General features: G+C 62.3%; 23 protein-coding genes and 2 pseudogenes. 12 read left to right on the top strand and 13 right to left on the bottom strand.

Going from position 1 to position 23,886, the window contains the following annotated elements:
• A partial coding sequence (locus RCH10_RS24905) for a sensor histidine kinase (RefSeq protein WP_409054470.1) occupies positions 1 to 565 on the top strand: 565 nt, incomplete at its 5' end.
• Positions 566 to 1,246: 681 nt separating this feature from the next.
• Here RCH10_RS24905 and RCH10_RS24900 read toward each other — a convergent pair.
• Both RCH10_RS24900 and RCH10_RS24895 read right to left on the bottom strand, forming a co-directional pair.
• Positions 1,247 to 1,540, bottom strand: coding sequence for a hypothetical protein (locus tag RCH10_RS24900; RefSeq protein ID WP_409054469.1), 294 nt, complete (start codon positions 1,538 to 1,540; stop codon positions 1,247 to 1,249).
• Positions 1,541 to 1,558: 18 nt separating this feature from the next.
• Positions 1,559 to 1,867, bottom strand: coding sequence for a hypothetical protein (locus RCH10_RS24895; protein WP_409054468.1), 309 nt, complete (start codon positions 1,865 to 1,867; stop codon positions 1,559 to 1,561).
• A 180-nt stretch (positions 1,868 to 2,047) separates the two neighbouring features.
• Here RCH10_RS24895 and RCH10_RS24890 point away from each other — a divergent pair, with 180 nt between their 5' ends.
• On the top strand, positions 2,048 to 2,443 hold the full coding sequence (locus RCH10_RS24890; RefSeq protein ID WP_409054472.1) for a response regulator: 396 nt from the start codon (positions 2,048 to 2,050) through the stop codon (positions 2,441 to 2,443).
• Between the two features lie 381 nt (positions 2,444 to 2,824).
• On the opposite strand, the gene RCH10_RS24885 is transcribed toward RCH10_RS24890, so the two are convergent.
• The 6 genes and pseudogenes from RCH10_RS24885 to RCH10_RS24860 all read right to left on the bottom strand — a co-directional run bounded on the left by RCH10_RS24885 (position 2,825) and on the right by RCH10_RS24860 (position 8,897).
• Entirely contained in the window at positions 2,825 to 3,142 is a 318-nt protein-coding gene (locus RCH10_RS24885; RefSeq protein ID WP_409054467.1) for a hypothetical protein, read from the bottom strand.
• A gap of 59 nt (positions 3,143 to 3,201) precedes the next feature.
• Positions 3,202 to 3,873 (bottom strand): SOS response-associated peptidase, encoded by a 672-nt coding sequence (locus RCH10_RS24880; protein ID WP_409054466.1) that lies wholly within the window; start codon positions 3,871 to 3,873, stop codon positions 3,202 to 3,204.
• Positions 3,874 to 3,950: 77 nt separating this feature from the next.
• Positions 3,951 to 4,634 (bottom strand): annotated as a pseudogene (locus RCH10_RS24875) (tyrosine-type recombinase/integrase); the annotation flags it as partial.
• Positions 4,635 to 5,125: 491 nt separating this feature from the next.
• The gene (locus RCH10_RS24870) at positions 5,126 to 6,022 is read right to left on the bottom strand and encodes an SDR family oxidoreductase (protein ID WP_409054465.1); all 897 of its coding nucleotides are present in this window, start codon (positions 6,020 to 6,022) and stop codon (positions 5,126 to 5,128) included.
• Positions 6,023 to 6,158: 136 nt separating this feature from the next.
• The gene (locus RCH10_RS24865; protein ID WP_409054464.1) at positions 6,159 to 7,052 is read right to left on the bottom strand and encodes an SDR family oxidoreductase; all 894 of its coding nucleotides are present in this window, start codon (positions 7,050 to 7,052) and stop codon (positions 6,159 to 6,161) included.
• 57 nt (positions 7,053 to 7,109) lie between these two features.
• Positions 7,110 to 8,897: a glycoside hydrolase family 15 protein gene (locus RCH10_RS24860; protein WP_409054463.1), complete on the bottom strand. Its 1,788-nt coding sequence runs from the start codon at positions 8,895 to 8,897 to the stop codon at positions 7,110 to 7,112.
• Positions 8,898 to 9,243: 346 nt separating this feature from the next.
• Here RCH10_RS24860 and RCH10_RS24855 point away from each other — a divergent pair, with 346 nt between their 5' ends.
• Together RCH10_RS24855 and RCH10_RS24850 are read left to right on the top strand one after the other, a co-directional pair.
• The gene (locus RCH10_RS24855) at positions 9,244 to 10,593 is read left to right on the top strand and encodes an alpha/beta fold hydrolase (RefSeq protein WP_409054462.1); all 1,350 of its coding nucleotides are present in this window, start codon (positions 9,244 to 9,246) and stop codon (positions 10,591 to 10,593) included.
• Positions 10,590 to 12,134: a GMC family oxidoreductase gene (locus RCH10_RS24850; RefSeq protein ID WP_409054461.1), complete on the top strand. Its 1,545-nt coding sequence runs from the start codon at positions 10,590 to 10,592 to the stop codon at positions 12,132 to 12,134. Before RCH10_RS24855 ends, RCH10_RS24850 begins: the two co-directional genes overlap by 4 nt.
• A gap of 396 nt (positions 12,135 to 12,530) precedes the next feature.
• On the opposite strand, the gene RCH10_RS24845 is transcribed toward RCH10_RS24850, so the two are convergent.
• Positions 12,531 to 13,559, bottom strand: a complete 1,029-nt coding sequence (locus RCH10_RS24845; RefSeq protein WP_409054460.1) for an NAD-dependent epimerase/dehydratase family protein — start codon at positions 13,557 to 13,559, stop codon at positions 12,531 to 12,533.
• 104 nt (positions 13,560 to 13,663) lie between these two features.
• Here RCH10_RS24845 and RCH10_RS24840 point away from each other — a divergent pair, with 104 nt between their 5' ends.
• The 6 genes from RCH10_RS24840 (at position 13,664) to RCH10_RS24815 (ending at position 19,519) form a co-directional block, all read left to right on the top strand.
• On the top strand, positions 13,664 to 14,566 hold the full coding sequence (locus RCH10_RS24840; RefSeq protein WP_409054459.1) for a LysR family transcriptional regulator: 903 nt from the start codon (positions 13,664 to 13,666) through the stop codon (positions 14,564 to 14,566).
• A gap of 127 nt (positions 14,567 to 14,693) precedes the next feature.
• Positions 14,694 to 15,071, top strand: a complete 378-nt coding sequence (locus RCH10_RS24835; RefSeq protein WP_409054458.1) for an ethanolamine ammonia-lyase light chain EutC — start codon at positions 14,694 to 14,696, stop codon at positions 15,069 to 15,071.
• A gap of 273 nt (positions 15,072 to 15,344) precedes the next feature.
• Positions 15,345 to 15,479 (top strand): hypothetical protein, encoded by a 135-nt coding sequence (locus tag RCH10_RS24830; RefSeq protein ID WP_409054457.1) that lies wholly within the window; start codon positions 15,345 to 15,347, stop codon positions 15,477 to 15,479.
• A gap of 980 nt (positions 15,480 to 16,459) precedes the next feature.
• A complete protein-coding gene (locus RCH10_RS24825) occupies positions 16,460 to 17,917 on the top strand; it encodes an NCS1 family nucleobase:cation symporter-1 (RefSeq protein ID WP_409054456.1) in 1,458 nt (485 codons plus the stop codon).
• A 10-nt stretch (positions 17,918 to 17,927) separates the two neighbouring features.
• On the top strand, positions 17,928 to 19,220 hold the full coding sequence (locus RCH10_RS24820; RefSeq protein WP_409054455.1) for a solute carrier family 23 protein: 1,293 nt from the start codon (positions 17,928 to 17,930) through the stop codon (positions 19,218 to 19,220).
• Positions 19,217 to 19,519, top strand: coding sequence for an HPP family protein (locus RCH10_RS24815; RefSeq protein ID WP_409054454.1), 303 nt, complete (start codon positions 19,217 to 19,219; stop codon positions 19,517 to 19,519). The genes RCH10_RS24820 and RCH10_RS24815 overlap by 4 nt, the downstream gene beginning before the upstream one ends.
• A 424-nt stretch (positions 19,520 to 19,943) precedes the next feature.
• Here the strand turns inward: RCH10_RS24815 and RCH10_RS24810 are convergent.
• Positions 19,944 to 20,111 (bottom strand): annotated as a pseudogene (locus tag RCH10_RS24810) (helix-turn-helix domain-containing protein); the annotation flags it as partial.
• 270 nt (positions 20,112 to 20,381) lie between these two features.
• Between RCH10_RS24810 and RCH10_RS24805 the strand changes: the two are divergent.
• Complete coding sequence (locus tag RCH10_RS24805) at positions 20,382 to 21,227, top strand: GAF domain-containing protein (protein WP_409054453.1); 846 nt, start codon at positions 20,382 to 20,384, stop codon at positions 21,225 to 21,227.
• A 274-nt stretch (positions 21,228 to 21,501) separates the two neighbouring features.
• On the top strand, positions 21,502 to 21,873 hold the full coding sequence (locus RCH10_RS24800) for a response regulator (protein ID WP_409054452.1): 372 nt from the start codon (positions 21,502 to 21,504) through the stop codon (positions 21,871 to 21,873).
• Between the two features lie 119 nt (positions 21,874 to 21,992).
• On the opposite strand, the gene RCH10_RS24795 is transcribed toward RCH10_RS24800, so the two are convergent.
• The 3 genes from RCH10_RS24795 to RCH10_RS24785 all read right to left on the bottom strand — a co-directional run bounded on the left by RCH10_RS24795 (position 21,993) and on the right by RCH10_RS24785 (position 23,389).
• A complete protein-coding gene (locus RCH10_RS24795; RefSeq protein ID WP_409054451.1) occupies positions 21,993 to 22,385 on the bottom strand; it encodes a DUF4149 domain-containing protein in 393 nt (130 codons plus the stop codon).
• Positions 22,382 to 22,591, bottom strand: a complete 210-nt coding sequence (locus RCH10_RS24790; protein WP_409054450.1) for a hypothetical protein — start codon at positions 22,589 to 22,591, stop codon at positions 22,382 to 22,384. Before RCH10_RS24790 ends, RCH10_RS24795 begins: the two co-directional genes overlap by 4 nt.
• 243 nt (positions 22,592 to 22,834) lie before the next feature.
• Positions 22,835 to 23,389, bottom strand: coding sequence for a tyrosine-type recombinase/integrase (locus RCH10_RS24785; protein ID WP_409054471.1), 555 nt, complete (start codon positions 23,387 to 23,389; stop codon positions 22,835 to 22,837).
• Positions 23,390 to 23,886: the final 497 nt, after the last annotated feature.

The raw sequence follows: 23,886 nt of genomic DNA, 5'->3' as shown, positions 1-23,886 counted from the left end.
GGCGATCGCCGCGTTCTTCGTCTTCGTCTTGCTCGTCGGCATACATGCTCCTTGGGGTCATGCTATGCCTCGAACACAAAATTCAGGACAGGCTCAGAAGCCGCATGAACGTCAAACGTTTTCGCTGGCTTCGTTCATCGCGGATTCTGCTGTTGCAGGTCGATTCAGTTCCGATTCGCTGGGTCGGATTTTTGAAGTGTGCGAAGTGGACCCACTGTTGGCGATCAACGCGAATCGCGAACTCTTGCACGCGGCGTTGGCGAACTTGCTGCAGAACGCTTTCAAGTTCACCCACGCAAATACCGCCGTGACATTGAGCGCTCATGCCTTTGGAGAGTTCGTTCTGATCGACGTCGAGGACCATTGCGGTGGCCTGCCTCCCAAGGGTGTCGAGAATATGTTCGTGCCCTTTAAGCACAGCGGCCACGCGAATGCTGGGCTGGGGCTGGGTCTGTCCATAGCCCGGCAGAGCATTGAGGCAGATCTTGGAACCTTAAGCGTGCGTGACGTGCCGGGAACAGACTGTGTCTTCACTATCAGTCTGCCGCGACACTCCCTTGCTTAGAGGCACTGCGATTGACCGTCGAGACGTTGTAGGGCGACCTTCGGGCGGATAGAACTCCGCAGCCCGTGCCTTCATGCAGCATATAAGCATGGGAGGGGGCGCTCAATCTCTGGAGTGGAGGGGGCGAAAACCGGCTTGAGACCTTCAAATTATCGTTAACCCACAATGTGTGGCCGACGAGCGTGGCTCACCAACTGCACACGTTTGGGCGATCAAGTTAGCTGCACAAGCTATTGGGCAGAAGTCGTCTTTTCCCCCCGGCTCGGGTTTCGATGAGACGGAAACCGAGCAACACTGCTCATCGAGCAACCGCCATGCTAGTCACAACGCCTGGAGGGCTACTGTCCGGCGGGTGCGTGGCGGCGCAGAGACAGCGCCGGTGTAATTCCTGTGTAGTCCAGCCTAGAAAACTACACAAAACCCGAGAAGATGCGGGAGGCCATTTGGGCGCCAGGTTGACTCAAAGCCTATGTAAATCAATGGCGTGAGAAGTCCCGAAAACTGGCCAGAAGGGCTGCAACCAACATTGAAAATCCGCGGCTCGGTTGAGCAAGCAAATGCCCCCTTGCCCGGGTGAGGGCTGCTTACCTTCTGCTCCCAAACCAGATGCGCCACCAGCGGATCGCGGTATCGGAGTGAACCCGGCTGCACGGATTTGCAATCCGTTGCATGGCCGCTTTCCTACCAGTTGTCCATGCCCAGCGACAACAACACGGCATTGCTTAAAAACCGTGCAATCGACAGGAAACGCAGGCGGGCCGGGCGCTGCGCGCTTTCAAAATTGCCTCGTCCGCAGCGTTGTCCACAGAAATGAGGAATAAAGATATTTTCGGCTTCGCCGCTTGAAGCGTCGCCTCGCCGGTGGCCTCTCAGGCGGCATTTGGACATGTGACAGCAATCGGTTTCAAGCCCGGCTTCGGTCGGGCTTTTTTGTCTGTTTTCGGGCCAATAGCAGACATTAAGCGCCGGACCCAACTATGTCTTTTCGACTACCTATTTCGCATTCATCAAATGCTTTACTGATGCGTGTTGATCAGCGAGCGCCTCGTTGACCTCGCTCATTTTCTCGGCCGTTTCGGCCAGCTTCTTCTCAAGTGCGGCTGTTCGCTCCACCGCATCGGCGGCATCGCCCTCATCACCCTCTCCAACGATCTTGGCGACTTCTTTCGAAAGCACAGCATGAACAACCCCCAGCTCGTCGGCGACATGCTGCACTGCGTCTGCCGCTGCCTCGTTTTTTTCCAGGGCTTCAGCCAACCTGTTGGGACCAGCGCGGGGAGTCTTTGGAGCATTGGAGGTCATAGTTTCATTTGAAATCGTGGGCTGCGGCTCCTGCAGCGGAAGAGTTGGGGCATTACCTTACAACGGGCCGTAGCCGAGTGGCTACATTTCTTGCACACAATTACTACACCTTCCACCTTCCACCTTCCACCTTCCACCTTCCACCTTCCACCTTCCCACCTTCCACCTTCCACCTTGACCATGGCAATCAAAGCGATCCTGGTAGAAGACAGCGCGCGGATTCGAGCCAATCTCATCCCGACTTTGCGTGAAATCGCAGGCATTGAAGTTGTTGCAGTGGCTGAAACTCAAGCCGAGGCGGCGAATGCTGCACAGCAGCATGGCGATTGGCAACTTATAGTGGTCGACATGTTCTTGCGCGAAGGCTCAGGACTTGGTGTACTGCGCGATTTGATAAAACGCCGGTCTGATCAAGTGGCACTCGTGTTGACTAACTACCCGACAAGCGAGATTCGTCGTCGCTGCGCAGAATTGAATGCAGATGGCGTTTTTGACAAGTCTCTGGAACTCGAAGCCTTCTTTGATATGTGTTTGGTAGTATCCGCTGGTCAGTCCGGGGCCTCGCCGGATGCCTAGCTGCACTCATGCGCCAACGTTTATAAAAGCGACTTACCGTAGGTCCGCTTTGGGATTCCCCCCTTTTTTTAAAAAAATAGGGCTTATGGGATGTGGAGCGGCTCAGTGCCCCAGGTAAGAGGGCAGCAAGGCCAGTGCACCGCCGACAGCAACAACAGCCATGATCGCAAGAATCGACCAAGTGAATGTTTCCATCTCGGCTTTCTTTGTGGAAGTAAATTTTACGGCCGTCGTCTTTCATCCAACCGCATCCTCAACCCACAGGCCCGACGGTCCTTAGCCGGCGTTACCCAGAAAGTCTCACTTTCGGTTGTCGGAAAGTTGAAGATCCGCTGTTAGGCCGCGCCGCAAAGCTCAATCGTTTCCAGGCCACTTCAGGCCTCAGTCCTTGATGACATCCTTCACACGCTGGTCGCCGTTGGGCACCAGCTTGTAGAGGTCGGCCTTGCCCCAGCGCAAGGCATCCAGGCACAGCAGCATGTCATCGCTGATGTCCACGTCGACGTTGCGCAGGTTGAACGGGTCGAAAGGGAAAGCCTGACCGTTGTAGGTGCTGGCCAGGAACTGCACGACGGTTCGGATCTGGCCGCTGTTCTTGTGCTCCGCCAGGTCGAGCAACCGGGCGAAGGCCTGGGAGGCCGGCCCTTGCGCGGCAGAAGCGCGTTGCCGGTAGCTGTCGAGTTGCTCTTCGAGGGGCATGAGAAAACTTCGCTTACTTCAGGTACTTCGGTATGGCAATGACCCGGATCATTGTCGATTCACTCGCTGGCAACAATGGGCCCGGCGACGAACGCCTCCACGGGCGTCAGGCGCAGCAGTTGCTGGGCTTCTGCGACGGTGCCGGCCAGCCACTGATCCACATCCCCGGCTTCAATCGGGATCACGCTGCGCTTGTCCTGGGCGTTCGGTCCAACCTTGGGATCGGGCTTGTGCATGCGGCGCATCAGCGCGTGGTGGTCGGCGTTGAGCGTGAGCATCGTGTAGCTCTCGTGCACCTCACCTGTGTCTTTGTCGGTCCAGGCGTTCCACAGGCCCGCCAGACCCCACGGCGTCCCGTCGGCGCGGCTGAACTGCCACCAGACGTTCTTGCCCGTTTCCCAGTTGGGTTCGTCAAAGGACGCGGCCGGGATGATGCAGCGCTGGCCGCGTTTCCACGGATCCTTGTAGCTGGCTTTTTCGGCCAGCTCTTCGCTGCGCGCGTTGTTGGTCAGGAACTTGAGCTTGGGTTCTTTGGCGAACCAGGGGATCAACGCCCACTGGCCGACGACCAGCTCGCGCTCGTAGCCCGTTGAATGCCGGGCACGGCGGATGAAAGGGCCTGGCGATCGAGGGAACACCTGACGCGGAAACAGCGGCGGCTGGTTGGTCGGGCCGAGATGCCAGAACCGTTCGATCTCAGCCTGGGCCGGCGTGACGTAGCGATTGCACATCTTCGAATGCTACCGGCCTCAACCACTCTGCCGCCGCATCCGCCGGCAGCATGCCGGGCAAGTGTTCGTCTTGCCAGAAGTCGTGCGCCAGCGGCGGCGTCATGGACTGCGCGGTTGAGTTGGCGCGCAGTCAGCGGGTCGACCGGGTTCATGCCGGGGAACAGCCAGCCGCCCGGCAGCATCTTGCCGTGCGCATGGGCAAAGCGCCACCAAGCGCGCAACCGCTCCAGCAGCAGGGGCGAGAGCATGGCGTAGCGGTCCTTGCGGCCCTTGCCCTGCTCCACGCGCAGGGTCATGCGCTGGCTGTCGATGTCGCCGACCTTCAGCGCGACGATCTCGCTGACCCGAAGGCCCGTGCCGTAGGCGATGGACAGGGCCGTGTGGTACTTGAGGCTGGAGGCCGCCGCAATCAGGCGCGCGGCCTCGTCGCGGCTGAGCACCACCGGCAGCTTCTGCGGCACATGGACATAACTCATCCTCTGGACCAGTTCGCCGCGATTGAGCGTGACGTCGAAGAAGAACTTCAGGCCGGTGATGGTGGCGTTGAGCGTGATCGGCGAGACGCCCCGGTCAACCAGATGCAACTGAAAACGACGCAGATCCTCCGCCGTGGCTGTGTCTGGGGAACGTTGGAGGAAGCTCGCGAGGTAACGCACTGCGCGAACGTACGCAGATTGCGTCTTGGGCCCGAGCTTGCGCATGCGCATGTCGTCGAGCAAGCGCTGGCGCAGCGGGGACACCGCCGGTGTGGAAGGGATCATGATCGTGCTCCTGTCGAAGAACGAGGCCGATTGCCTCGCTCGCCAACATAGACAGGGGCGCGATCTCTATTGGCGGCGCGGTCTTGGCGGCGGACTACCGCGCGAGCGGTTTAGTCCTCAGACTGAAAGCTGCCAGTCCTCGTTCGTCGATGAACGACAGCTGCGATCGATAGCGGGCACCGCTGGTACGTGGAAGGGCGAGCTGAACGCAGGCGCCCGAAATCTTCGACACGGACTGCCGCGTATAGCCATAGCTCATGGAGAGCCCGAGCCCGGTGCCTCGTCTCTTCTCCGGTCCATCCGAGCACCGTCTGCCAAGCAGGGTTCGAGGTCTCCAGGTGGCCCGAAGCGCCGGAGCAGCGCACTGCGGTGTGACCCGGCTGGCCAATGTGGACGATTCGCACCGCTTGCTCAGCGCCGCGACGAGCGGATCAGCCGAGCAGCGCGAAAACCCAATGCGCGGAGAAAGAAGACGGTGCACTTTCCATCGTTCAGGGCGTGACCATGCCACCGTTCACGTTCAACGTCTCGCCCGAGACGTAGCTCGATTCTGCGGATGCAAGGAACACGTAGGCGGGCGCGAGTTCCGCGGGCTGACCAGAACGCTTGTAGGTGCTCTCGTCGTCGAAGGTCTTCATCTGCTCGTCGGACACACCGCCCGACACCTGCAGCGCAGTCCACACTGGCCCGGGTGCAACCACGTTGACTCGAATTCCGCGCGAAGCAACCTGCTGCGCGAGACCCTTCGAGAAATTATTGATCGCTGCCTTGGTGGCCGCGTAATCCAAACGTTCCGGTGACGGCTTGTACGCCTCCAGCGACGCGGTGTTGATGATGCTGGCACCTGCCGACATGTGAGCCAGCGCCGCCTTGGTGATCCAGAAATTCGCGAACACGTTCGTGCGGAACGTCAGCTCGAACTGTTCGTCGGACAGATCCGCAATTCGCGCAACAGCCACCTGCTTGCCGGCGTTGTTGACCAGGATGTCGAGCCCACCGAGTACGCCAACGGCTTCCGCCACGAGCGCGCGACAGCGATCAGCGTCCGTGATGTCTGCGGCGATCGCGTAGCCCTTACTGCCTGCTTTCTCTATGTGGCCGAGGATGTGCCCGGCATCCTCTTGCTCGGCAGGCAGGTGCACGATCACGACATCGGCGCCCTCGCGCGCAAACGCGATGGCGACTGCACCGCCAATGCCGGAGTCGCCGCCCGTGATCAACGCCTTGCGCCCCGCGAGGCGTCCGCTGCCGCGATACGTCGCCTCACCCAGATCGGGCACTGGCGTCATCCGCGCCTGAACGCCGGGTACCGGCTGGTGTTGCACAGGCGGTTCCACACGACCGTACTGCGTAACCGGATTCGAGAAGCTGTATTGATCACGGGACATGGTATTCCTCACTAAATGGCGAAAAGGACCGGCACATTGACAAGCACATCGCGATTGCAATCGCCGGTGCAACTCGCATCCAGGTTCACTCGTCTATTGCTCGAGCTTCGCTACACCGGATGCGCAGAACCAGGGACTACGCGATCCCTGCGCCGCCAGTGACGCCATAGACCTCACCGTTGATGAAACTCCCCTCCTGGCTGGCAAGCAGGACATACACCGGCGCAATCTCCACCGGCTGGCCGGGGCGACCGTATGCGCTTTCGGTTCCGAACTTCATCACTTTTTCGGGCGGCTGACCGCCAGACGATTGCAGCGGTGTCCAGAACGGACCGGGAGCGACGACGTTGGCCCGAATCCCTTTCTCGAGCAGTTGCTTGGCCAGCGCCTTGGTATAGGCCACGATGCCCGCCTTTGTCGTCGCGTAGTCGAGCAGGATGGCCGAAGGGTCGTAGGCCTGGATCGAAGCCGTCGTGATGACGGCCGCCCCGGGCGGCAGGTGCGGAACCGCGGCCTGGGCGATCCAGTGCATCGCGTAAAGATTGGTCTTGAGCGTCTTATCGAAGTCCTCCGACGTGACCTTGGAAATGTCTTCGCGGTTCTGTTGGCGGCCGGCGTTGATCACAAGAATGTCCAGCCCACCCAACTTCTCGACGGCTTGCGCAACGAGGTCGCGGCACCATTTTTCATCGGTAATGTCGCCCGGCAATGCAACTGCGGTGCGACCCTCCGCCTTGATCAGCGCAATGACTTCCTGAGCATCGACTTTCTCGCTCGGCAGGAAAGCGATGGCGACGTCGGCGCCTTCGCGCGCATACGCAATGGCTGCGGCCCGGCCGATGCCGCTGTCGCCGCCGGTGATGAGCGCCTTGCGCCCGTTTAGCTTGCCCGAGCCCACGTAGCTTGTTTCTCCATGGTCTGGAACAGGGTCCATCTTGGAAGCCTCGCCAGGCACGGACTGTGGCTGCCGTGGAAACGGCGGCTGGGGGTATTGTTTGCGTGGGTCCTGCATGGAAAGTCGATCGGACATGGTTTGCTCCTGAAAGTTAAAAAATGCGCGAACACGGTCTTCGCGGGGATGGAAAAATTATTTAGGCTTGGCTTCTTCGTTGAGAACAGACAGCGCGATGACCTGAGCCAGGTGGCTGAGACCCTGGGGAAGGTTGCCGAGAAACGCACCGGTCGCCGGATCGACCATCTCGGGCAGCACGCCGTGCCCCTGCGACAGCGCGGCTGTCAGTCGGTCGAACCGTGCGCGGGCTTCAGCGTGGTACCCGAGCTGCGCACGTGCCGCCACCATCCAGAATGAGCACGCAAGAAAGCAGCCTTCTTCCTCTTGCATGCCGCTGTAGCGGTAGTGGAAAGGGCCGGCACCGAGCTCCCGGTCGATCGCATCAAGGGTCTGGAGCAGCCGCTCTCGCCCGTCGAAGCCGAAGCGCACAGCCAGCGCCAACGAGGCGTCCAGCTTGTCACTGCCCGGGTACATGACGAAAGCCTGTTTCTTCTCCGACCAGCATTGCGCTTCGATCCAGGCCGCGATCCGGTCGCGCTCTCGCGACCAACGATCCCTGCAGGTGGTCGGCAACTGCCCCTGATCTGCCAGTTCGACAGCGCGTGCCAGCGCCTGCCAGCAACTGATCTTCGACATGGTGTAGTGCTGCTCTTCCTGCAGCTCCCACATGCCGGCGTCCGGTGTGCGCCAGCGATCGGCGCATTCATCGGCAAGATGGGAGAGCAGCTCGGCATTGGCAGTGTCGAGGAAATTGCCGCTGCGGACGAAGCACGATGCCGTCTCGAAGATGTCGCCATAGACACCGTGCTGGCGCTGGCCGGTCGCTGCGTTCCCGGTGACGACCGGCCTGGAACCGCGGTAGCCCGCCACGTCGAGCTCCATGACGTCCGGCACGGCACCGCCCTCCAGCGTGTAGACGACTTTGGTACCCTCATGACGCAGTTGGTCCAGCAGCCAGGTCAACGCCGCCTTGGCTTCGGCCTGGAGGCCGGCGGTGAGGAACGCCTTGATGGTGTAGCCAGCATCGCGCACCCAGGCATAGCGATAGTCGTAATTTTTGTTGCCGCCGATCGACTCGGGCAACGACGTCGTGGCGGCGGCGGCGATCGCGCCCGACGGCGAGTACAGAAGCAGCTTGAGCGCGAGTGCGCTGCGAAGGAAAACCGGTCGGTCTTCGCCCTCGAAGCGAACCCCTTTGCACCAGACGCGCCAAGCTTCATCGGAGACATCAATGCGCTCGTCGACCTCTTCGACAGACGGCGCAACCAACGGCTCGTTGCGGCCTGCGATGACTGCCACTGTGCGACGCTCACCGGCCGACACTACCACCTCGCCCGTGACCCCTTCGTCCAACCACGCCACGCGAACGCCTTCGCTGTGGACAAGAAGAGCCATCACGTGTTCCACATGCAGCACGGGGCGGTCCCCGATCGTCGAGCAGTACGGACTGACGGTGTTGCCCCGACGCCCGGGCTGCATAACGAGGTTGAAGCGCACGCTTCCTTCGAGGCCCTCGACCCGACGCGCCAGTTCGGTCCATGGCAGTCGACCGGCGGTGCCGCTGTTCATCGATTCGGTGAGCCGGGCCCGCCCATCGGGCGTCGTGAAAATCGTCTCCAGCACGTTGCTGTCGTCCCGATAGCGTCGCTCGACGTCGAACGGTTCGTCCGGCTGCAGAAGGAAGCGGCCACCGTGCTCGGCGTCGAGCAGCCGATCGAAAAACGGGGGCGAATCCATGTTGGGCACGCACCACCAGTCGATCGAACCATCGGCTCCCGACAACGCCACCGAGCGACCGTCGCCAAGCGCGCCGTAATGCGCCAGTGGCAGGTATCCGTCGGTGCGCAACCCGAGACTGTGCATGGGCCGGACCTGCACAGGCTGCTCTCGCGAGCGGCTCAGGATGTCCACCTGACGGCCAACGTGCACTCGGTCATCGACGATTACCCGAGACTGCGACAGTCAGTGCGCGAACGATGAATGGGGTCATTTCCATGTTTGAACTCGGCGTCATTGGTCGAGGTTCAATCCTGCCCAGTGGCACGTTCGCGGACACGAGAAAAGCGCTCGACCTACTGTAGGAAGGCCGATGTGTCCCTTCGCGTCGTGGCGAACAGCTCACACCATCGCCGGACAGGCTACTGGCCCTACCCTGCGGCTCGCAGGGCGCTCCGACGCATCGACTTCCGTAACCTACGTGAGATGAACCATGAATGACCGTCCCGTGCTTTTCCTTCTTCATGCGCTCGGCGGCAGCGCGCGGGCCTGGGACGGAGTTGTCGCATCGCTGGGTACCGGATTCGACGCAATCGCGATCGACCTGCCAGGCTTCGGCGATGCCCAGCCTGCAGCCGATGTGACTGTCGTCGGCATGGCCGACCACGTCGCTGCGGCGGTGTGCAAGCGCGGGGCATCCCGTTGGCTGCTGGTCGGCCACAGCATGGGCGGCAAGATCGCATCGGTCGTCGCCGCGCGAGCCTTGGCTGGCGAACCCGGTCTGTTCGGTTTGGCCGGTGTGGTTTTGCTTGCCGCGTCACCGTCATCGCCCGAACCGATGGACGAAGCCAGACGCCGGAAGATGATCGGCTGGGCCGCGAACAACCCGCTAGATGACGCTGCGGCCCGGGCTTTCGTCGACGCCAACGTGGGCCATGCACTCTCGCCGGCGGCCGACCGACTGGCCCTTGACGACCTGCAGCGCGCGTCCCGCGAGGCCTGGCTCGCCTGGCTCGAGCGCGGGAGCCGGGAAGACTGGTCGGGGGAGGTCGGCAAGCTCGAGGTGCCGGCATTGATCATCGTGGGCAGTGCCGACGGCGACCTGGGTGAAGCAGGGCAGCGTGCGACCAACGCGATCGTGTATCCGCGCGCCAGCATCGCAGTGGAAGAAGGTGCCGGTCACCTGCTGCCGCTGGAGCGCCCGAAGGAAGTTGCTGACCGGATCGCACATTTCTGGCAACAGACCGCCGGCATCGGCCCGGTGATTCCCGAGGACTTCGTCCGGTTGATCGCATCCGCTCGCGTGAGCCGCAGGATGCGCGCCGCATTGGCCGTCCGGGCGCTTGCCGACGATGCCGACTACGTCCCCAGGGTGTTGTCTTCACTGCAACTGCAAACTTTGCGCGCGGTGGCGGACCGGGTAGTTACACAAACCGACATCGCAATCGACTTGGCGGCCCGAATCGATGCGCAGCTCACACAGGGCAAGGGCGATGGATGGCGCTTTGCGGACATGCCGCCGGACCGCGAAGCCTACGCCATGGCACTGGATGGCCTAGCGGGATTCGGTGCCCTCGCCGAGAACGATCAACAGGCCACTTTGACTCGATTGGCTGAAGGTGAATTCGATCTCGCGGCCTTGTCCAAGGAGCAGATGAAACGCTGGTTCGAGGATCTGCGCGCCGACCTCGTTCGCATCTGGGTGGCCCATCCTTCAACCATGGCACGCATCGGTTTCGACGGCTTTGCCAACGGCGGAGACGGCACGCGCAAGCAGGGCTTTGAGCGACTGGCCGCCGGCGAACGAGAGTCGTGGGAGCCGCTGCTGGAGGTGTCGCGATGAACCTCGATGCAATGCGCCGCCATGACGAAAGCGAAGCCGTCGATGCGGTCGTCATAGGCACAGGCGCTGGCGGTGCGCCGCTGCTCGCAATGCTTGCCGCGCGCGGCTTGCGTGTGGTCGCACTGGAGGCCGGGCGCAATTGGGAGCCGGGTGAACACACGCCCGACGAGACCGAGGGCACGGACATCAACTGGATGGAAGAACGCCTGAGCGGCGGCAACACACCGACAGCCTTCGGCCCCAACAACAGCGGCACGGGCGTGGGCGGGTCGACCTTGCATTGGGGCGCCTTCACACCACGCCCCGACCCACGCGACATGAGATTGCGGACACTGACCGGCATGGGCCAGGACTGGCCGATCACCTATTCAGAACTCGTCGGCTACATCGAGCGCGTGGAACGCTTCATCGGCGTCTCTGGTCCCTCTCGCTATCCATGGGATGACAAGCGCAAATACCCGTTGCCGCCAGCGAAGCGAAATGCGTCGGCGGACATGATGGCGCGCGGCTGCGCTGCGCTCGGCATCACGACAGCAGACGCACCGGCAGCGCTCGTCTCTCGGGATTGGCAGCAAGAGGGCGGCGACCTGCGCCAGGCCTGCGTGAACTGCGGCTCCTGTCACCAGGGCTGTCGCAATGCCGCCAAGGCGAGCATGGACACGACCTATCTGCCGCTCGCCGTTGCCCACGGCGCCGAGATTCGGGCCGAGTGCCGGGTTCACTCAATCGAGCGCGATGCCTCGGGCCGGGTGACCGCCGTCGTCTACCGGCATCGCGGCGTGGACCGCAGACAACGCTGCGCGGCGCTGTTCATTTGTGCTGGCGGTATCGAGACGCCACGACTGTTGCTTCACACGGGCCTGGCGAATGGGAGCGGGCAAGTGGGACGCAATTTCCTCGCACATGGTGCGACCCAGGTCTGGGGTCGCTTCGATGCCGAGATGCGGGGATACCGCGGCTATCCGTCGTCGCTGATCACCGAAGACACCTTGCGTCCTGAGAAAGCCGACTTCGCGGGCGGCTACCTGATCCAGAGCCTGGGCGTCATGCCGCTGACGCTGGCGACCTCGATGACGCGCAGCGCCGGACTGTGGGGAAAGGCGCTGACGGACGCGGTCGAAGGTTACCGCTTCATGGCCGGCGTTGGCATCAATGCCGAATGTATGCCGTCCGAAAGCAACCGCCTGGAACTGTCGGATGAATTTGACGCCCATGGCATGCCCAAGGCGATCATTCGTTTCAGCGCGGGCGCCAACGAACAGGCCATCGAGCACCATGCAACCCGACTGATGCGCCAGATCGTCGAGGCTGCAGGAGCAAATGAAACAATGGTGCTGCCGCGCACCGCGCACACGATCGGCACGTGCCGCATGGGCACCGAACGCGAGACCGCTGTGGTCGACGCCGAGGGTCGCAGCTTCGACATCGACAACCTATGGATCTGCGACAACTCGGTGTTCCCGAGCGCACTCGTTGCCAATCCGGCATTGACCATCATGGCTCTCTCGTTGCGCACGGCAGAACGCTTCTTGAGCGCTTGATGAACGCTTGGCCGCGAAGAACTTCAATCCGCCGCTGAAGACAGCAGGACGACAGAGCACGATTGAACTTTGGCCAGCGCAATCAGTTCTTTGGCTTCGGGGCGCCCACGCGCCAAGAACTCCATCTCTGGACGACAGGAAATTGGCTGTAAGCGCCAGTTTGTCGGTCGCATAGGTAGGACCGCAATCGCTGGCGGATTCAACGCATCGTGTAGAGCGCGCGATCTTGCGAGGGCCGCTGTCGTCCATGCGCTTTCGCATCAAACACAGTTCAATCACCCTGCCTAGGTGGGCGTGGGCCCGCCGGTACGGCACATCCGCGAGCTTGGCAATGGCGTAGATCGACAAGCCTTGATGTCCCGCGACGGCATTCAATATTTCGCGACTGTATCCCCCTCACACAGCATCAGGACAACTGACGGGCTGCACGCCTGGTGATGACGAGACGTGCACGCAACCCATGCCGATCAGCGAAGCCTCGACCGCCTGATCCAGGGGGGTGTGCGGCTCGCGTCCCAGCACTTGGACCAGCCGGCTGTTGACCATCTGTACCGGCTCTTTCCACAAGTACCGCATCTCCAGAAGTTCGCGCAGCGTCGGCACGAACGGCGCGGCCACCCGCATCAGCCACCATGGCGTTCTTTTGATGGGCGGAGCCTTTGCGGTGCGGCGTGCGACGACGCGCTGAATCGCCTGTGCCATCTGCAATCCGGTGGCGTCCCAGTGTCCCGCCATGTGGAAGCGCTCAAAGGCGCCCAGTGCCTCGCGGCGGGCCAACAGTTCAACCATGGTCTGCGCTACATCCGGCAGGTACGCCCACTGGTGACCAACGCCCGCTTCGGCAGGGTTGGCGATCGAGGCAACCGGCTGACCGGACTTCAGCAAGCCTTGAGCAAACCAGCTGTTCCCGGGCTTGGGCCCAAAAAAATCACCGGCGCGCACGATGATGGAGCGGATACCCTGTCGGCTCGCCGCCTCCAGGCGCCGCTCCAACTCGACGCGGATCATGCCCTTGCGTGTCACCGGATGCTGCGCAGAGTCTTCGTCGAGGAACGGAAATGCGTCCGGTCCGAAGTTATAGACGGTTCCTGGCAGGACGATGGTGGCGCCGTGCGCCGCGGCGGCGGCAATCGTGTTGTCGAGCATCGGCAGCACGAGCGTCTCCCAGTTGCGGTAGCCGGGCGGGTTGACCGCGTGCACGATGACTTTGCAACCCTCGGCGCACCGCATCACGTCCTCACGGCTCATGGCATCGCCGTTCAGCCATGTCAGACCTTCATCGCGAGGTGCGGCGCCAGCGGTCCGACGCGTCAGCGCGCGAACTCTCCATCCTGCGTCTCGAAGCTGCCGGGCTACCTCGCCCCCGATGCCACCCGTGGCCCCCATTACGAGAACCGTCATGCCGTCGTTGCCGTCGTTGCCCATTTCGTGTTCCTTGTTCCAAAGATTGTTCGTCGATGAGCGAAGTCTGAGCGGAGACGGGTACAAATGGAATTGGCCAACATCGCCCAGCGACCATACATTTACGTATGACTTCAACGACCATTGGCTGGGAGCTGTATCGCTCGTTTCTGGGGGTGTTGACCGAGGGGTCGTTGTCGGGAGCGGCGCGCGCGCTCGGCATCACGCAGCCCACCGTCGGGCGTCACATTGCGGCGCTGGAGAAGGCGCTTGGCGTGGTGCTGTTCACCCGGTCGCAGGCAGGCCTCCTGCCGACCGAGACGGCTACCTCGTTGCGCGGCCATGCGCAGGCGATGGAAAGCACGGCAGCGGCGCTCGAGCGTGCCGCCGGGAGCCAGGGCGGAGACGGAGTCGCCGTCAAAGGGATCGTGCGGGTCAGCTGCAGCGACGTGGTGGGGGTCGAGGTGCTGCCGGCTGTGCTGGCCCGGCTGCGCGAATCACATCCCGACCTGAAGATCGAACTGGTGCTAACAGATCGGGTGCAGGACCTGTTGCTGCGCGAGGCCGACATCGCTGTGCGGATGGCGGCACCTAAACAAGAGCAGTTGGTGGCGCGGCGCATCGGCCGGATCGAGCTCGGCCTGCATGCCCGACGCGACTATCTCGACCGCCACGGTACCCCTCGCAACGTCGGTCAGCTGCACGGTCATTCCTCCATCGGCTACGACCAGATGACGGCCTATCTGCGCCAGGCCGAGAAGTCGCTCAAGGGATTGCGACGTGACCAATTTTCTTTGCGAAGCGACAGCAACCTTGCCCAGCTGGCACTGATCCGCGCTGGTGCAGGCATCGGCATGTGCCAGGTGCCGCTGGCCAAACGAGATCCCGCTTTGGTCCGCGTGATGCCAAAGCTGTTCTCGCTGCCGCTCGAGACCTGGGTGACGATGCATGAAGACTTGCGTGGCAGCCCACGCTGCCGCGTCACCTTCGACGCGCTAGTCGAAGGCATGGTGGCTTACGCAAACGTTTGAACTCCACTGCTGCGGATACCCGTCTGAGCGACTGGTGCTCGCTCGATCGCTGTCGTTAGAAGCCTGCGAGTGCGCCATCGAAGCTGCCTCTTGCTGATGGCGACGCGACGCAAAATTCGCCGGTCACGTGCGCAGTCGCGCGATCAAACGCACCGAGTACCAGCGACGTCCCGACCTGAGCCGTCAGTTCGATGCCGAAGACGCGGCCACGCTACGCGCCAAAGCCGCACAAATCGCGGAGGCCCATCGCGCCGAGGTGTGCATCGTCATCGGCGAGCGACCCGATTTGAGTTCTCCGGATAGCCTGGGGATCTATCTCACCCATTCGCCAAAGCGCGGCCGGCACGACGCCGAGCGCAATTGCATCTCGAACCTCCGACCCGAAGGCCTCGCCTACGACGTCGCCGCGTTCCAGCTTGCTTGCCAGATACGCGAGTCCTTGCGCCAGGGAATGATCGATTTCAGCCGTCCGGAAGCACTAAGCCGGCTGATTGCAAGGTGTTGAGCAGCACTGCAATGTGCTCTCGCCCACGGGTCTGAATGAACAGTTTGACTTCGACGTTTTGCACATTAAGCGACCAGTCCTAGAGGCCAGAATGTGGCGGCCCGTTGAGATTCGAACCAGATGCCGGGAGTGTCATTGACCCATGGGCCGGCATTGGTAATCATTGCAAGCCTTGGGTTCGGGAGGTGACGGTGTGGGTCAGCCCGATGTCGGCATCTGGGTCAGATATGAGCCGGTGCCACAACATTCGCGACCGAGGCGGGCCTGCGCGACATGCCGATCGGCGAGGCCATGACCATGACGGGGCACCGCACCGTCGCCACCTTCCAGGGCTACTACCAGTCAGCAGCGATCCGGCGCAGCAAGGTGGCCAGCATGCTGGATACGCCGCCGCCGAAGGACGCTTAGGCCGGGACTCGACGGGCGTGCGCCAGGTAGCCAGTTTGTCTGGTGCACATCTCGGTTTTGGAGAGCTGTATACCGACCACGCCGACGAGTGACGCATCGCGCTCTGCGACCGGCTGCTTCGTGCCGAGCTTGTGTGAAAACGTCGGTGGGCAACGTTTCTGGCGGTACTCGAACTATTCCTCGCCATGAGATCGTGCGTTGTAGGCCGATCTGGTCGGTCGGTTTCTGAGCCGGCCGGCAATTTTTTGGCATGGCGCGTGTTTTCACATAGCCGCGGCCCCTATGAGACATTCAGCCCGTCCCCTAGCGTCCGGTAGCGCCCTGCATTTTTTTTTCTTGCGCGCTTACCCCGCGACCCATCGCACACCGGCTTCCGCCACCCGCTCCAAGAGGTCCCCGCGTGCGCGTCCAAGGTAGTCCCTGACATCAGCATGTTCCCAGTCACCCCAAACGGTTGCGACTGCGGCGCTCGTGATCGTCCTGACGAGCTCGAGCTCGAGCATGTTGCGCTGGTAGGCATCCGCGCCGATCGACCGGGGCAGGTCGTGCGGGGAACTGGTGCGGATCGGGCAAAGACTCATCACAACGAAGCCGTCTCAGCCATGGCGCACCGCCATCGCCTCGGCCAGGCCGATCGCGCCGTCCTGATCTGTTGGTGCCGGAGTTTTTACCTTTGGTGCCGACACTGGGCTGACCCAGACCATCACATCTCGACCCAAGTGCCCGGATTGATTTCCAACCTGCTCATGGATCCACGAAATCTCGGCATCAGGGTCCGTTCTCGACCGGCGGCAACACCGATGGCGCACTGCATGTCTTGGACCCTTACTCAAGGAGGTGCCATTCCGTCAGCGGATGCGTAGTGAGCGACTTTTTCAGAACCCGGAAAAACCCTGTTCGCGATTCCATGCAAAAGTGCATACAGTTATTGCATACCAGCGTGAGTGGCATTGCGCTGGCGAGCACAAGGAACCGTCACCATGGAAATCAAGAACCCTTCCCCAGGCCTCTACAACGAGGACCTGGCGCCGGCCAAGGAACGCAACTGGGGCGCCTTCAGCATCTTCAATGTGTGGACCTCGGACGTGCACAGTCTCTGGGGCTACTACTTGGCCGCCAGTCTTTTTCTCCTGTGCGGCAGCTTCGTCAACTTCGTCATAGCGATCGGGCTGGGTTCGCTGGTGATCTTCGCTCTCATGAACCTGATCGGCTATGCCGGCGAAAAGACGGGAGTGCCGTACCCGGTGCTGGCACGCGCGTCGTTCGGCGTATGGGGCGCCAATTTGGCGGCCGTCGTGCGCGCCGTAGTGGCGTGTTTTTGGTACGGCGCCCAAACCGCTGCAGCCTCGGGCGCGATGGTCGCACTGCTGATCCGAAGCGACGCCCTGATGGACTTTCACAAGGGCACGCACTTCCTAGGCCATTCGGGCCTGGAGGTGATCTGCTATGTCGTGATCTGGGCTTTGCAACTCCTCATCATCCAGCGGGGAATGGAGACTGTTCGCAAGTTCCAGGACTGGGCCGGGCCGGCCGTGTGGGTTGCCATGCTGATCCTGGCGATCGGCCTGTGCGTGAAAGCGGGCGGCTTCTCTTTCGACCACGGGATTCCGATGGATGTCCTGCTCGCCAAGACCAAGGACGCCGGCGTTGCCGGCGAGCCCGGTTCGTTCTGGGCGGTGACGGCGGTCGCTGCCACGTGGATCACTTACTTCGCAGCGCTCTACCTCAACTTCTGCGACTTTTCCCGCTACGCGAAGAACAAGGATGCGGTGAAGAAGGGCAACATCTGGGGCCTGCCGGTCAACCTCATCGCTTTCTCTCTGGTCGCCGGCGTGACCACCATCGCGGCTTTCAAGGTCTACGGCGAAGTGCTGCTGCACCCCGAGCAAATTTCAGCCAAGTTCGACAGCTGGGTGCTGGCGCTGATCGCCGCCATGACATTCGCGGTCGCGACGCTCGGCATCAACGTGGTGGCCAACTTCGTATCGGCTGCTTTCGATATTTCCAACGTCTTTCCCAAGCAGATCAACTTCAAGAAGGGCGGCTACATCGCTGCCGCCATCGCGCTCGTGCTGTATCCCTTCGCACCGTGGGAAGGCAATGCAGCGCACTTCGTGAATGCCATCGGCGCCACGATGGGGCCACTGCTCGGCATCATCCTGGTCGACTATTACCTCGTGGCCAAGGGCAACATCAATGTGGCGGCGCTCTATCAGGAGTTCGGCGAATACCGCTACGAGGGCGGTTGGAACGTGAACGCTCTTGTGGCGGTGGCGATCGGTTCGATCTTCTCGACCATCCTGCCCAACTTCACGAATCTGCTGCCGGCCTGGTGGAACACGTACGGCTGGTTCTTCGGGGTGCTCATCGGTGGCAGCACGTATCTGATCATGGCGACACTGCGTCCACGAGCCGCTGTGGCGACCGTGCTCGTTTGAAGGAAACCGTATGTCCGATTCCTACTTTCCGCGCTGGCGCGAAGTCCAGGCCATCAGCGGCAGCGTCGTCGCGCCCGACGAGCGTCTTCCGTGGCCGCAAACCGCGGCCATGGGGGTGCAGCACGTCATCGCCATGTTCGGCGCCACCGTGCTGGCGCCGATCCTGATGGGCTTCAACCCGAACATCGCGATCCTGATGAGCGGTGTCGGCACGCTGATCTTTTTCTTCGTGACCGGCGGGCGCGTGCCGAGCTACCTGGGCTCGAGCTTCGCCTTCATCGGCGTGGTGATCGCAGCCAGCGGTTACGCAGGCAGGGGCCCGAACGACAACCTCGCCGTAGCGCTCGGAGGCATCGTTGCGTGCGGCGTCGTCTACATCGCTATCGGCGCATTGGTGCAATTGGTCGGCACCGGATGGATCGAGCGCTTCATGCCACCGGTCGTCACGGGCGCCGTGGTCGCCGTCATCGGGCTCAACCTCGCCAGCGTGCCGATCAAAAACATGGCGGCGGGCAACTTCGATGCGTGGATGCAGGCCGCCACCTTCCTGTGCGTCGGACTGGTCGCGGTGTTCGGACGCGGCATGCTGCAGCGGCTGTTGATCCTCGCGGGACTGGTGCTCGCCACGCTCGTCTATGCCGCTTTGACCAATGGCCTGGGGCTTGGCAAGCCAGTCGACCTGAGCGGCATCGCCAATGCAGCGTGGTTTGGCCTGCCGGCGTTCACCGCGCCGGTATTCACCGGCAACGCCATGCTGCTGATCGCGCCGGTGGCGATCATCCTCGTCGCCGAAAACCTCGGCCACCTCAAGGCCGTGACCGCGATGACCGGCCGCAATCTCGACCGCTATATGGGCCGCGCTTTCATCGGTGACGGCATCGCGACCGTGGTGAGCGGCTCGGTCGGCGGCACCGGCGTCACGACGTATGCGGAGAACATCGGCGTCATGGCGGCCACGCGCATCTACTCGACGGCAGTGTTCGTGGTGGCCGCGCTGATCGCGCTGCTGCTAGGTTTCTCGCCGAAGTTCGGCGCACTGATCCAGGCGATTCCATTGCCGGTCATGGGCGGTGTGAGCATCGTGGTGTTCGGGTTGATCGCGGTGGCAGGCGCCAAGATCTGGGTCGACAACAAGGTCGACTTTTCGCAAAACCGCAATCTGATCGTCGCCGCCATTACTTTGATCATCGGCACTGGTGATTTCACTTTGAAGTTCGGTCAGTTCGCGCTGGGCGGGATCGGTACGGCCACCTTCGGCGCGATCCTGCTGTATGCATTGCTCGGTCGCGCGCGCAATGCGTGAAGTCGAGCCGCGCCTTGGGACCGCGCCGCAAGTCGTTCTCCGAGCGATTCCGTGAGTTCATCGTCCAGTTGTGGCCGGCCCGCGCACGTGTCGATTCACGTGAATGGCGGCGTGCCGTCCGGCGGGCGGGCATAGGTATTCTGGTCACCGTACTGGTGTCGCACTGGTTGGCCGGTATCGTCATTTCAGGGCGTGCCGTGTCGGTCGGCGCTTTGGTACAGCCTTGGGCGGTTGTCGGCGGCCACGTGCTTTCGGGCCTGGCGGGTTCGGCCTGTGGTTCGCTGATTCCCGACCTATGAGAGTCCATGCAAGCACCTCAAGGCGCCCCCGCACCCCTGGGTACCGGCCGTGACAAGTGCGCCGACCACCGAGGTTGACTACGAAAAGACCTTGCGGCACTTCGAGATCGAAGTCTGGAACAAGGCTTGACCACGTCCGTCCTTGCGTGTGGGAATCTCGCGCAGCTGATGAAGCTGGTCAGCCGGCGCAAGTGGGAATTGCGCTACGGCTCTTATCGCAGCCGCGCTAGCGTGGTTCGTTGAGCAGCTAGCGAGGTTTGGTGACCTGGCTAGCTTAGTTCGTCGGCTTCAACATCGACCGCAACCAGGAGCGAGGGTGGCAGCGCGCAGTCATCAGTGGGCGCGCTTGTGCCACCGAGCGCCGTGAGCACGACCGCGGTTTCGTTGAGGCGGCCGAGAAGCAGAAGCCGGCGCTATTTCCTCGTGCGCGCCGCAGCAGCGCGCGCGCATGTGGGTGCTCGCCGAGCGGGGCCGTCGCGATGCCACGCAGCGGCAGCGCCGGCGGGTCGTCACGAAGCGCGACCCGCTCGAGCGCGCCGAGCGCCTCGCCCGCCGCCAGGGCGCGCGAGGCGGCAGCGATGAGGGAATGCATGCCGATAGGTCATAGATCAGTAGGTGGCTGGCGTCAACTATGTTGGGGCGGGTCTGGATTTGACCCCTTCGCCGGAATTGCGTCGGCGCATTCGCGGGCCTTAAGACATTCCAAGACCGGGATTGCGAGATGCTGGGAAAGGTCAGTCCAACTCCGCCGCATAGGCCAAAAACACGCAGGCTTCGACATCAGTCGCCCATAGAGTCGTAGCCCTACGTGCGCGTCCCTTGCGCCGTTTGGGTACCGTATAGCGCGGCCTTAAACTGAGGCATGCGCGCAAATGCCGAGAGGCTCGATCAACTCAGGCAACTGGCCATTCTCGACAGCAGCCCGGAGAAGATTTACGACGACCTCACCACGCTGCTCGTGCGCAGCCTCGATGTACCGATTGGCATGGTGAACCTGCTTGACGCTGAACGCGACTGGTTCAAGGCATGCGTCGGTCTGCCGATGTCGCAATCGCCCGCGGACGCGTCGTTTTGTGAGGTGTTTTTCAACACGGCAGCCGACATTGTCATAGTGGAGGACACCTCAAAGGATCCGCGCTTCGCGACGCATCCTTTCGTGGCCGGTGCGCCCTTCGTCCGGTTCTACGCAGCGGCACGCCTGACCGTTGGACAGCAGACGGTCGGCACCCTTTGCGTCTACGACACCAAGCCGCACCAACTGAGTGAAGGCCAGATGCTGGACTTGCAGATCCTGGCCGAAGCAGCGATCCACGTGCTGGAAAGTCGCAAGCTGCCTTCGGCGCTGGAAACCGGTGCGCTGCGATCGATTGTTCTGATGGACAGCGATCCGGATTCATCAAGGGCGCTCTCGGAGCTGATCTGTCTGGTCAAGCCAGACTTCACGATCGATGTTCGCCGCGATTGGCCAAGCGCCATGACGGCGGTGCTCTCCACACGCCCGTGGGCGGTTATTGCCGACCTGAAAATGGCCGGGCTGGACAGTCTGGCGGCGATCGCCAGCATCAGGGCGGTCCTGGGCGACGCAGCGCCCATCATGGTGGCAGTTGCGGTGGACATCTCCAAGCTCGATGTACTCGAGCTTGGCTATGATTTTGTCTTTGGAAAACCTGTCGAAATCGCATCGCTGATGAGCGCGATCGGGTGTTGACGATCAGGCATCGCAGCATCCGTTGGCTTTACGCCCCAGGGCAGAGAGCATTGGTGCTTCATTTCCATGCTTGAGTCGAACGGCGTTCCCAAGACAGTAGCCCTCCCTTCGATGGATCGATCAGCCGCGCCAGGCCGACTAAGCCTCTGTTCGTATGTGCTACACCGCACCCACCAGTGTTAGTCACGCACGGGACGGACTACATGCGCTAGGCCCCTCGGCGCACAGGACCGACGAGCGCGCAAGTTACGCTGTCGTGGATGGATTGCCTTCGATGAACCGTGCTACTTTCGTTGTTGAAGACATTCAGGTCATACGTGACGAGCTGATGCCGAGCATGGTGGAACTGGCGAACGCAAGGCTCGTTGGCTTTGCCGACAATGAAGCCGATGCCGTTGACTGGTTTCACGACCACGCCAACGTATGGGACGACGCGGTTATCGACCTGTTCTACCCACATGGAACGGGACTTGGCGTCCTGGCAGCACTGGTTGGGCGAAGTTTCGACCAGCGCGCCATTGTTTTAACCAACTACTGCACCGAATCGATGCGGGCCAGATGCAGTGCGCTTGGGGCGGATGCAATCTTCGACAAGTCGACTCAACTGGATGGATTTTTCGCCTACCTTCGGCGAACCGTTCGTTAAGAAATTCGGCGGGGCGCCGACGTGCTTTGCGGTCTCTTCTGCGCCCCTCATGCCATGCGGCTTAAAAGTCCTACATTTGCTTGAGCGTTTCGTCCGCCAGTTTTGGGGGCGCGATTCACTCAGGCCAGCCGCACCAGCACAGCGCCAGCAGCCGCGATGTGCGCCAGCGTAATTACTACAGACATGCCGTGCAGCCACTTGAAGCGCTGGCGCTTCCCTTGGTCGGTGGCAGCATTGATGGCCGGCATCAGCAACTGGCGCGAGGGCACTGTCGTGATGGCAATGGCCGCCATCAGCCCGGCAGCCACCGCATCTTGAGGCCACAGCAGGCCCGCGCCGGTTGCCGCGGCCGCGATCACGAACAGATAAAACGCTGGAAACGCGCGCCGCAGTGTGGCGCCTGCAACGTCGGGGGGCAAGGCCGTGAACAGGAAGGCCGCGAAGCCGAACGAATACAGAGCCATGCCGCCGAACAGCAAGGCTGTGGTGAGAACCGCCAGCGCCTGGATCATGCGGGTTCGGCGCCATGGGCCGCAACAGCCTTACCGCTAAGCAGATGTGCGAGCGCATTGCGGGTGAACTGCTTCTCGTAGTGCCGGTTGCGGCGGTTCTTCTTCGCCGCGGCGCGCTGACCCTGGCGTTTGTCGACCACCACGTCGGCCAGGCGGCTCAGGTCATCGAGGTCGCGGATGTCGTTGGGGGAATTGCGTCGTGGCATGTTTTCTAGTTTGCCCGAGGGCGCGCAGCCTTGCAGGCTGGCGGCCGGATCGCCACGCTAAAGACCTGTGCTTCACACGGTTCGCGGTGCATGGGCGTACGACAGCGCCTGCCCGCTGTGGCGCCGCGCGATAGCGTTGTAGCGCGAAGCGTCACTGGTCAGCATGGTCGAAATGAAAGATATCCAAAAGCGAGATCCTCACCGGACAGTGCGGCTGCCGGCGCACACTCGCCGAGTCCTGGCCTACGAGTCCTTTAACGGCGGCGTATCCAGCATGCTGGCCACCTTGCTGCGACGGATCGCTGCCGACTGGTAGTAGCCCTGGAAGGTGGCGACAGTGCGGTGCCCCGTCATCGCCATGGCCTCGCCGATCGGCATGTCGCGCAGACCCGCTTCCGTCACAAAGCCCGAGCGCAGCGAGTGCGCCGAGAACCGACCGTCCAGGCTTGCGGCTGCGCAGCGCGCCTTCACGATGAACCGCACGCCCTCGGCGCCCAGCGGCGCCCCCATGCGGTCGCCCGCCAGCACGCGCCGGAAGATCGGCCCGCTGGTGATCTTGGCCGCGCGCAGGGCGCCGATCCAGTCGCGCATCGCCTCGGCAGCCGAGCCCACCAGCGGCTTGTAGTTCTCCGGCAGGTCCTGGCCCAGTTGGTTCGCCTTGGAGTGGCCCAGCCGGTAGACGAAGCTCGCGCCCGTGGGCTGCAGGTTCTCCAGGGTCGCGCCCTCGACCTCCGAGCGCCGGCGGCCACCGGTGGCCCAGGCGAGGGTGAGGAGGGCGCGGTCGCGCCGGCCGGCCAGGGGTGCGGTCGCAGGTCTGTAGCAACTGGGCCAACAGATCGGCTGTGAGGGCAGTCTGCTTGGTCGCGAGTGCAGAGCGCTTGGCGTGGGCGCGCCGCGTCAAGTCGAGCAGCTTTTACGCGGGATGACGTGCTTCAGCCGACGCGATTGTCCTAGCAGCGTCTGGAGCGCCAGTTAGGGCCGCCGGGCAGCGGCAGCATTCGCGCGTCATCAGTTTGGAAGTACACCTGCAACGTCGGCAGTACGTAAAGATCGGTTACTCGCGGACCAGCTTCGATTGAAAGCTAAGTGATGGAACTGGTCGGTAACGCCAGTTCGATCTATTCACCAGCGGCCATTCGATCGGCCTTTGATGCCGGACGTTGTTCGGCCGCGATTGGCCTGCAGTTCCGAACCTTTCGTCGCCAGCAAAGCCTGCATTCACCTCAATTCAATCGGCATATCCTGGGTTGACCCGGTCCAGGACCCGCATCATCGCCGCGAAGTAAAGCTGCTCG

Source organism: Variovorax sp. GrIS 2.14, from assembly GCF_046115955.1.
GTDB lineage: Bacteria > Pseudomonadota > Gammaproteobacteria > Burkholderiales > Burkholderiaceae_C > Variovorax.
This window is presented reverse-complemented; position numbering and strand designations above follow the sequence as displayed.

Excerpts from the sequence above, each read along its gene's own strand:
- RCH10_RS24895 (WP_409054468.1), bottom strand. The coding sequence starts at position 1,867 with ATGACCTCCAATGCTCCAAAGACTCCCCGCGCTGGTCCCAACAGGTTG.
- RCH10_RS24890 (WP_409054472.1), top strand. The coding sequence starts at position 2,048 with ATGGCAATCAAAGCGATCCTGGTAGAAGACAGCGCGCGGATTCGAGCC.
- RCH10_RS24885 (WP_409054467.1), bottom strand. The coding sequence starts at position 3,142 with ATGCCCCTCGAAGAGCAACTCGACAGCTACCGGCAACGCGCTTCTGCC.
- RCH10_RS24880 (WP_409054466.1), bottom strand. The coding sequence starts at position 3,873 with ATGTGCAATCGCTACGTCACGCCGGCCCAGGCTGAGATCGAACGGTTC.
- RCH10_RS24870 (WP_409054465.1), bottom strand. The coding sequence starts at position 6,022 with ATGTCCCGTGATCAATACAGCTTCTCGAATCCGGTTACGCAGTACGGT.
- RCH10_RS24865 (WP_409054464.1), bottom strand. The coding sequence starts at position 7,052 with ATGTCCGATCGACTTTCCATGCAGGACCCACGCAAACAATACCCCCAG.
- RCH10_RS24860 (WP_409054463.1), bottom strand. The coding sequence starts at position 8,897 with ATGCACAGTCTCGGGTTGCGCACCGACGGATACCTGCCACTGGCGCAT.
- RCH10_RS24855 (WP_409054462.1), top strand. The coding sequence starts at position 9,244 with ATGAATGACCGTCCCGTGCTTTTCCTTCTTCATGCGCTCGGCGGCAGC.
- RCH10_RS24850 (WP_409054461.1), top strand. The coding sequence starts at position 10,590 with ATGAACCTCGATGCAATGCGCCGCCATGACGAAAGCGAAGCCGTCGAT.
- RCH10_RS24845 (WP_409054460.1), bottom strand. The coding sequence starts at position 13,559 with ATGGGCAACGACGGCAACGACGGCATGACGGTTCTCGTAATGGGGGCC.
- RCH10_RS24840 (WP_409054459.1), top strand. The coding sequence starts at position 13,664 with ATGACTTCAACGACCATTGGCTGGGAGCTGTATCGCTCGTTTCTGGGG.
- RCH10_RS24830 (WP_409054457.1), top strand. The coding sequence starts at position 15,345 with ATGCCGATCGGCGAGGCCATGACCATGACGGGGCACCGCACCGTCGCC.
- RCH10_RS24825 (WP_409054456.1), top strand. The coding sequence starts at position 16,460 with ATGGAAATCAAGAACCCTTCCCCAGGCCTCTACAACGAGGACCTGGCG.
- RCH10_RS24820 (WP_409054455.1), top strand. The coding sequence starts at position 17,928 with ATGTCCGATTCCTACTTTCCGCGCTGGCGCGAAGTCCAGGCCATCAGC.
- RCH10_RS24805 (WP_409054453.1), top strand. The coding sequence starts at position 20,382 with ATGCGCGCAAATGCCGAGAGGCTCGATCAACTCAGGCAACTGGCCATT.
- RCH10_RS24800 (WP_409054452.1), top strand. The coding sequence starts at position 21,502 with ATGAACCGTGCTACTTTCGTTGTTGAAGACATTCAGGTCATACGTGAC.
- RCH10_RS24795 (WP_409054451.1), bottom strand. The coding sequence starts at position 22,385 with ATGATCCAGGCGCTGGCGGTTCTCACCACAGCCTTGCTGTTCGGCGGC.
- RCH10_RS24790 (WP_409054450.1), bottom strand. The coding sequence starts at position 22,591 with ATGCCACGACGCAATTCCCCCAACGACATCCGCGACCTCGATGACCTG.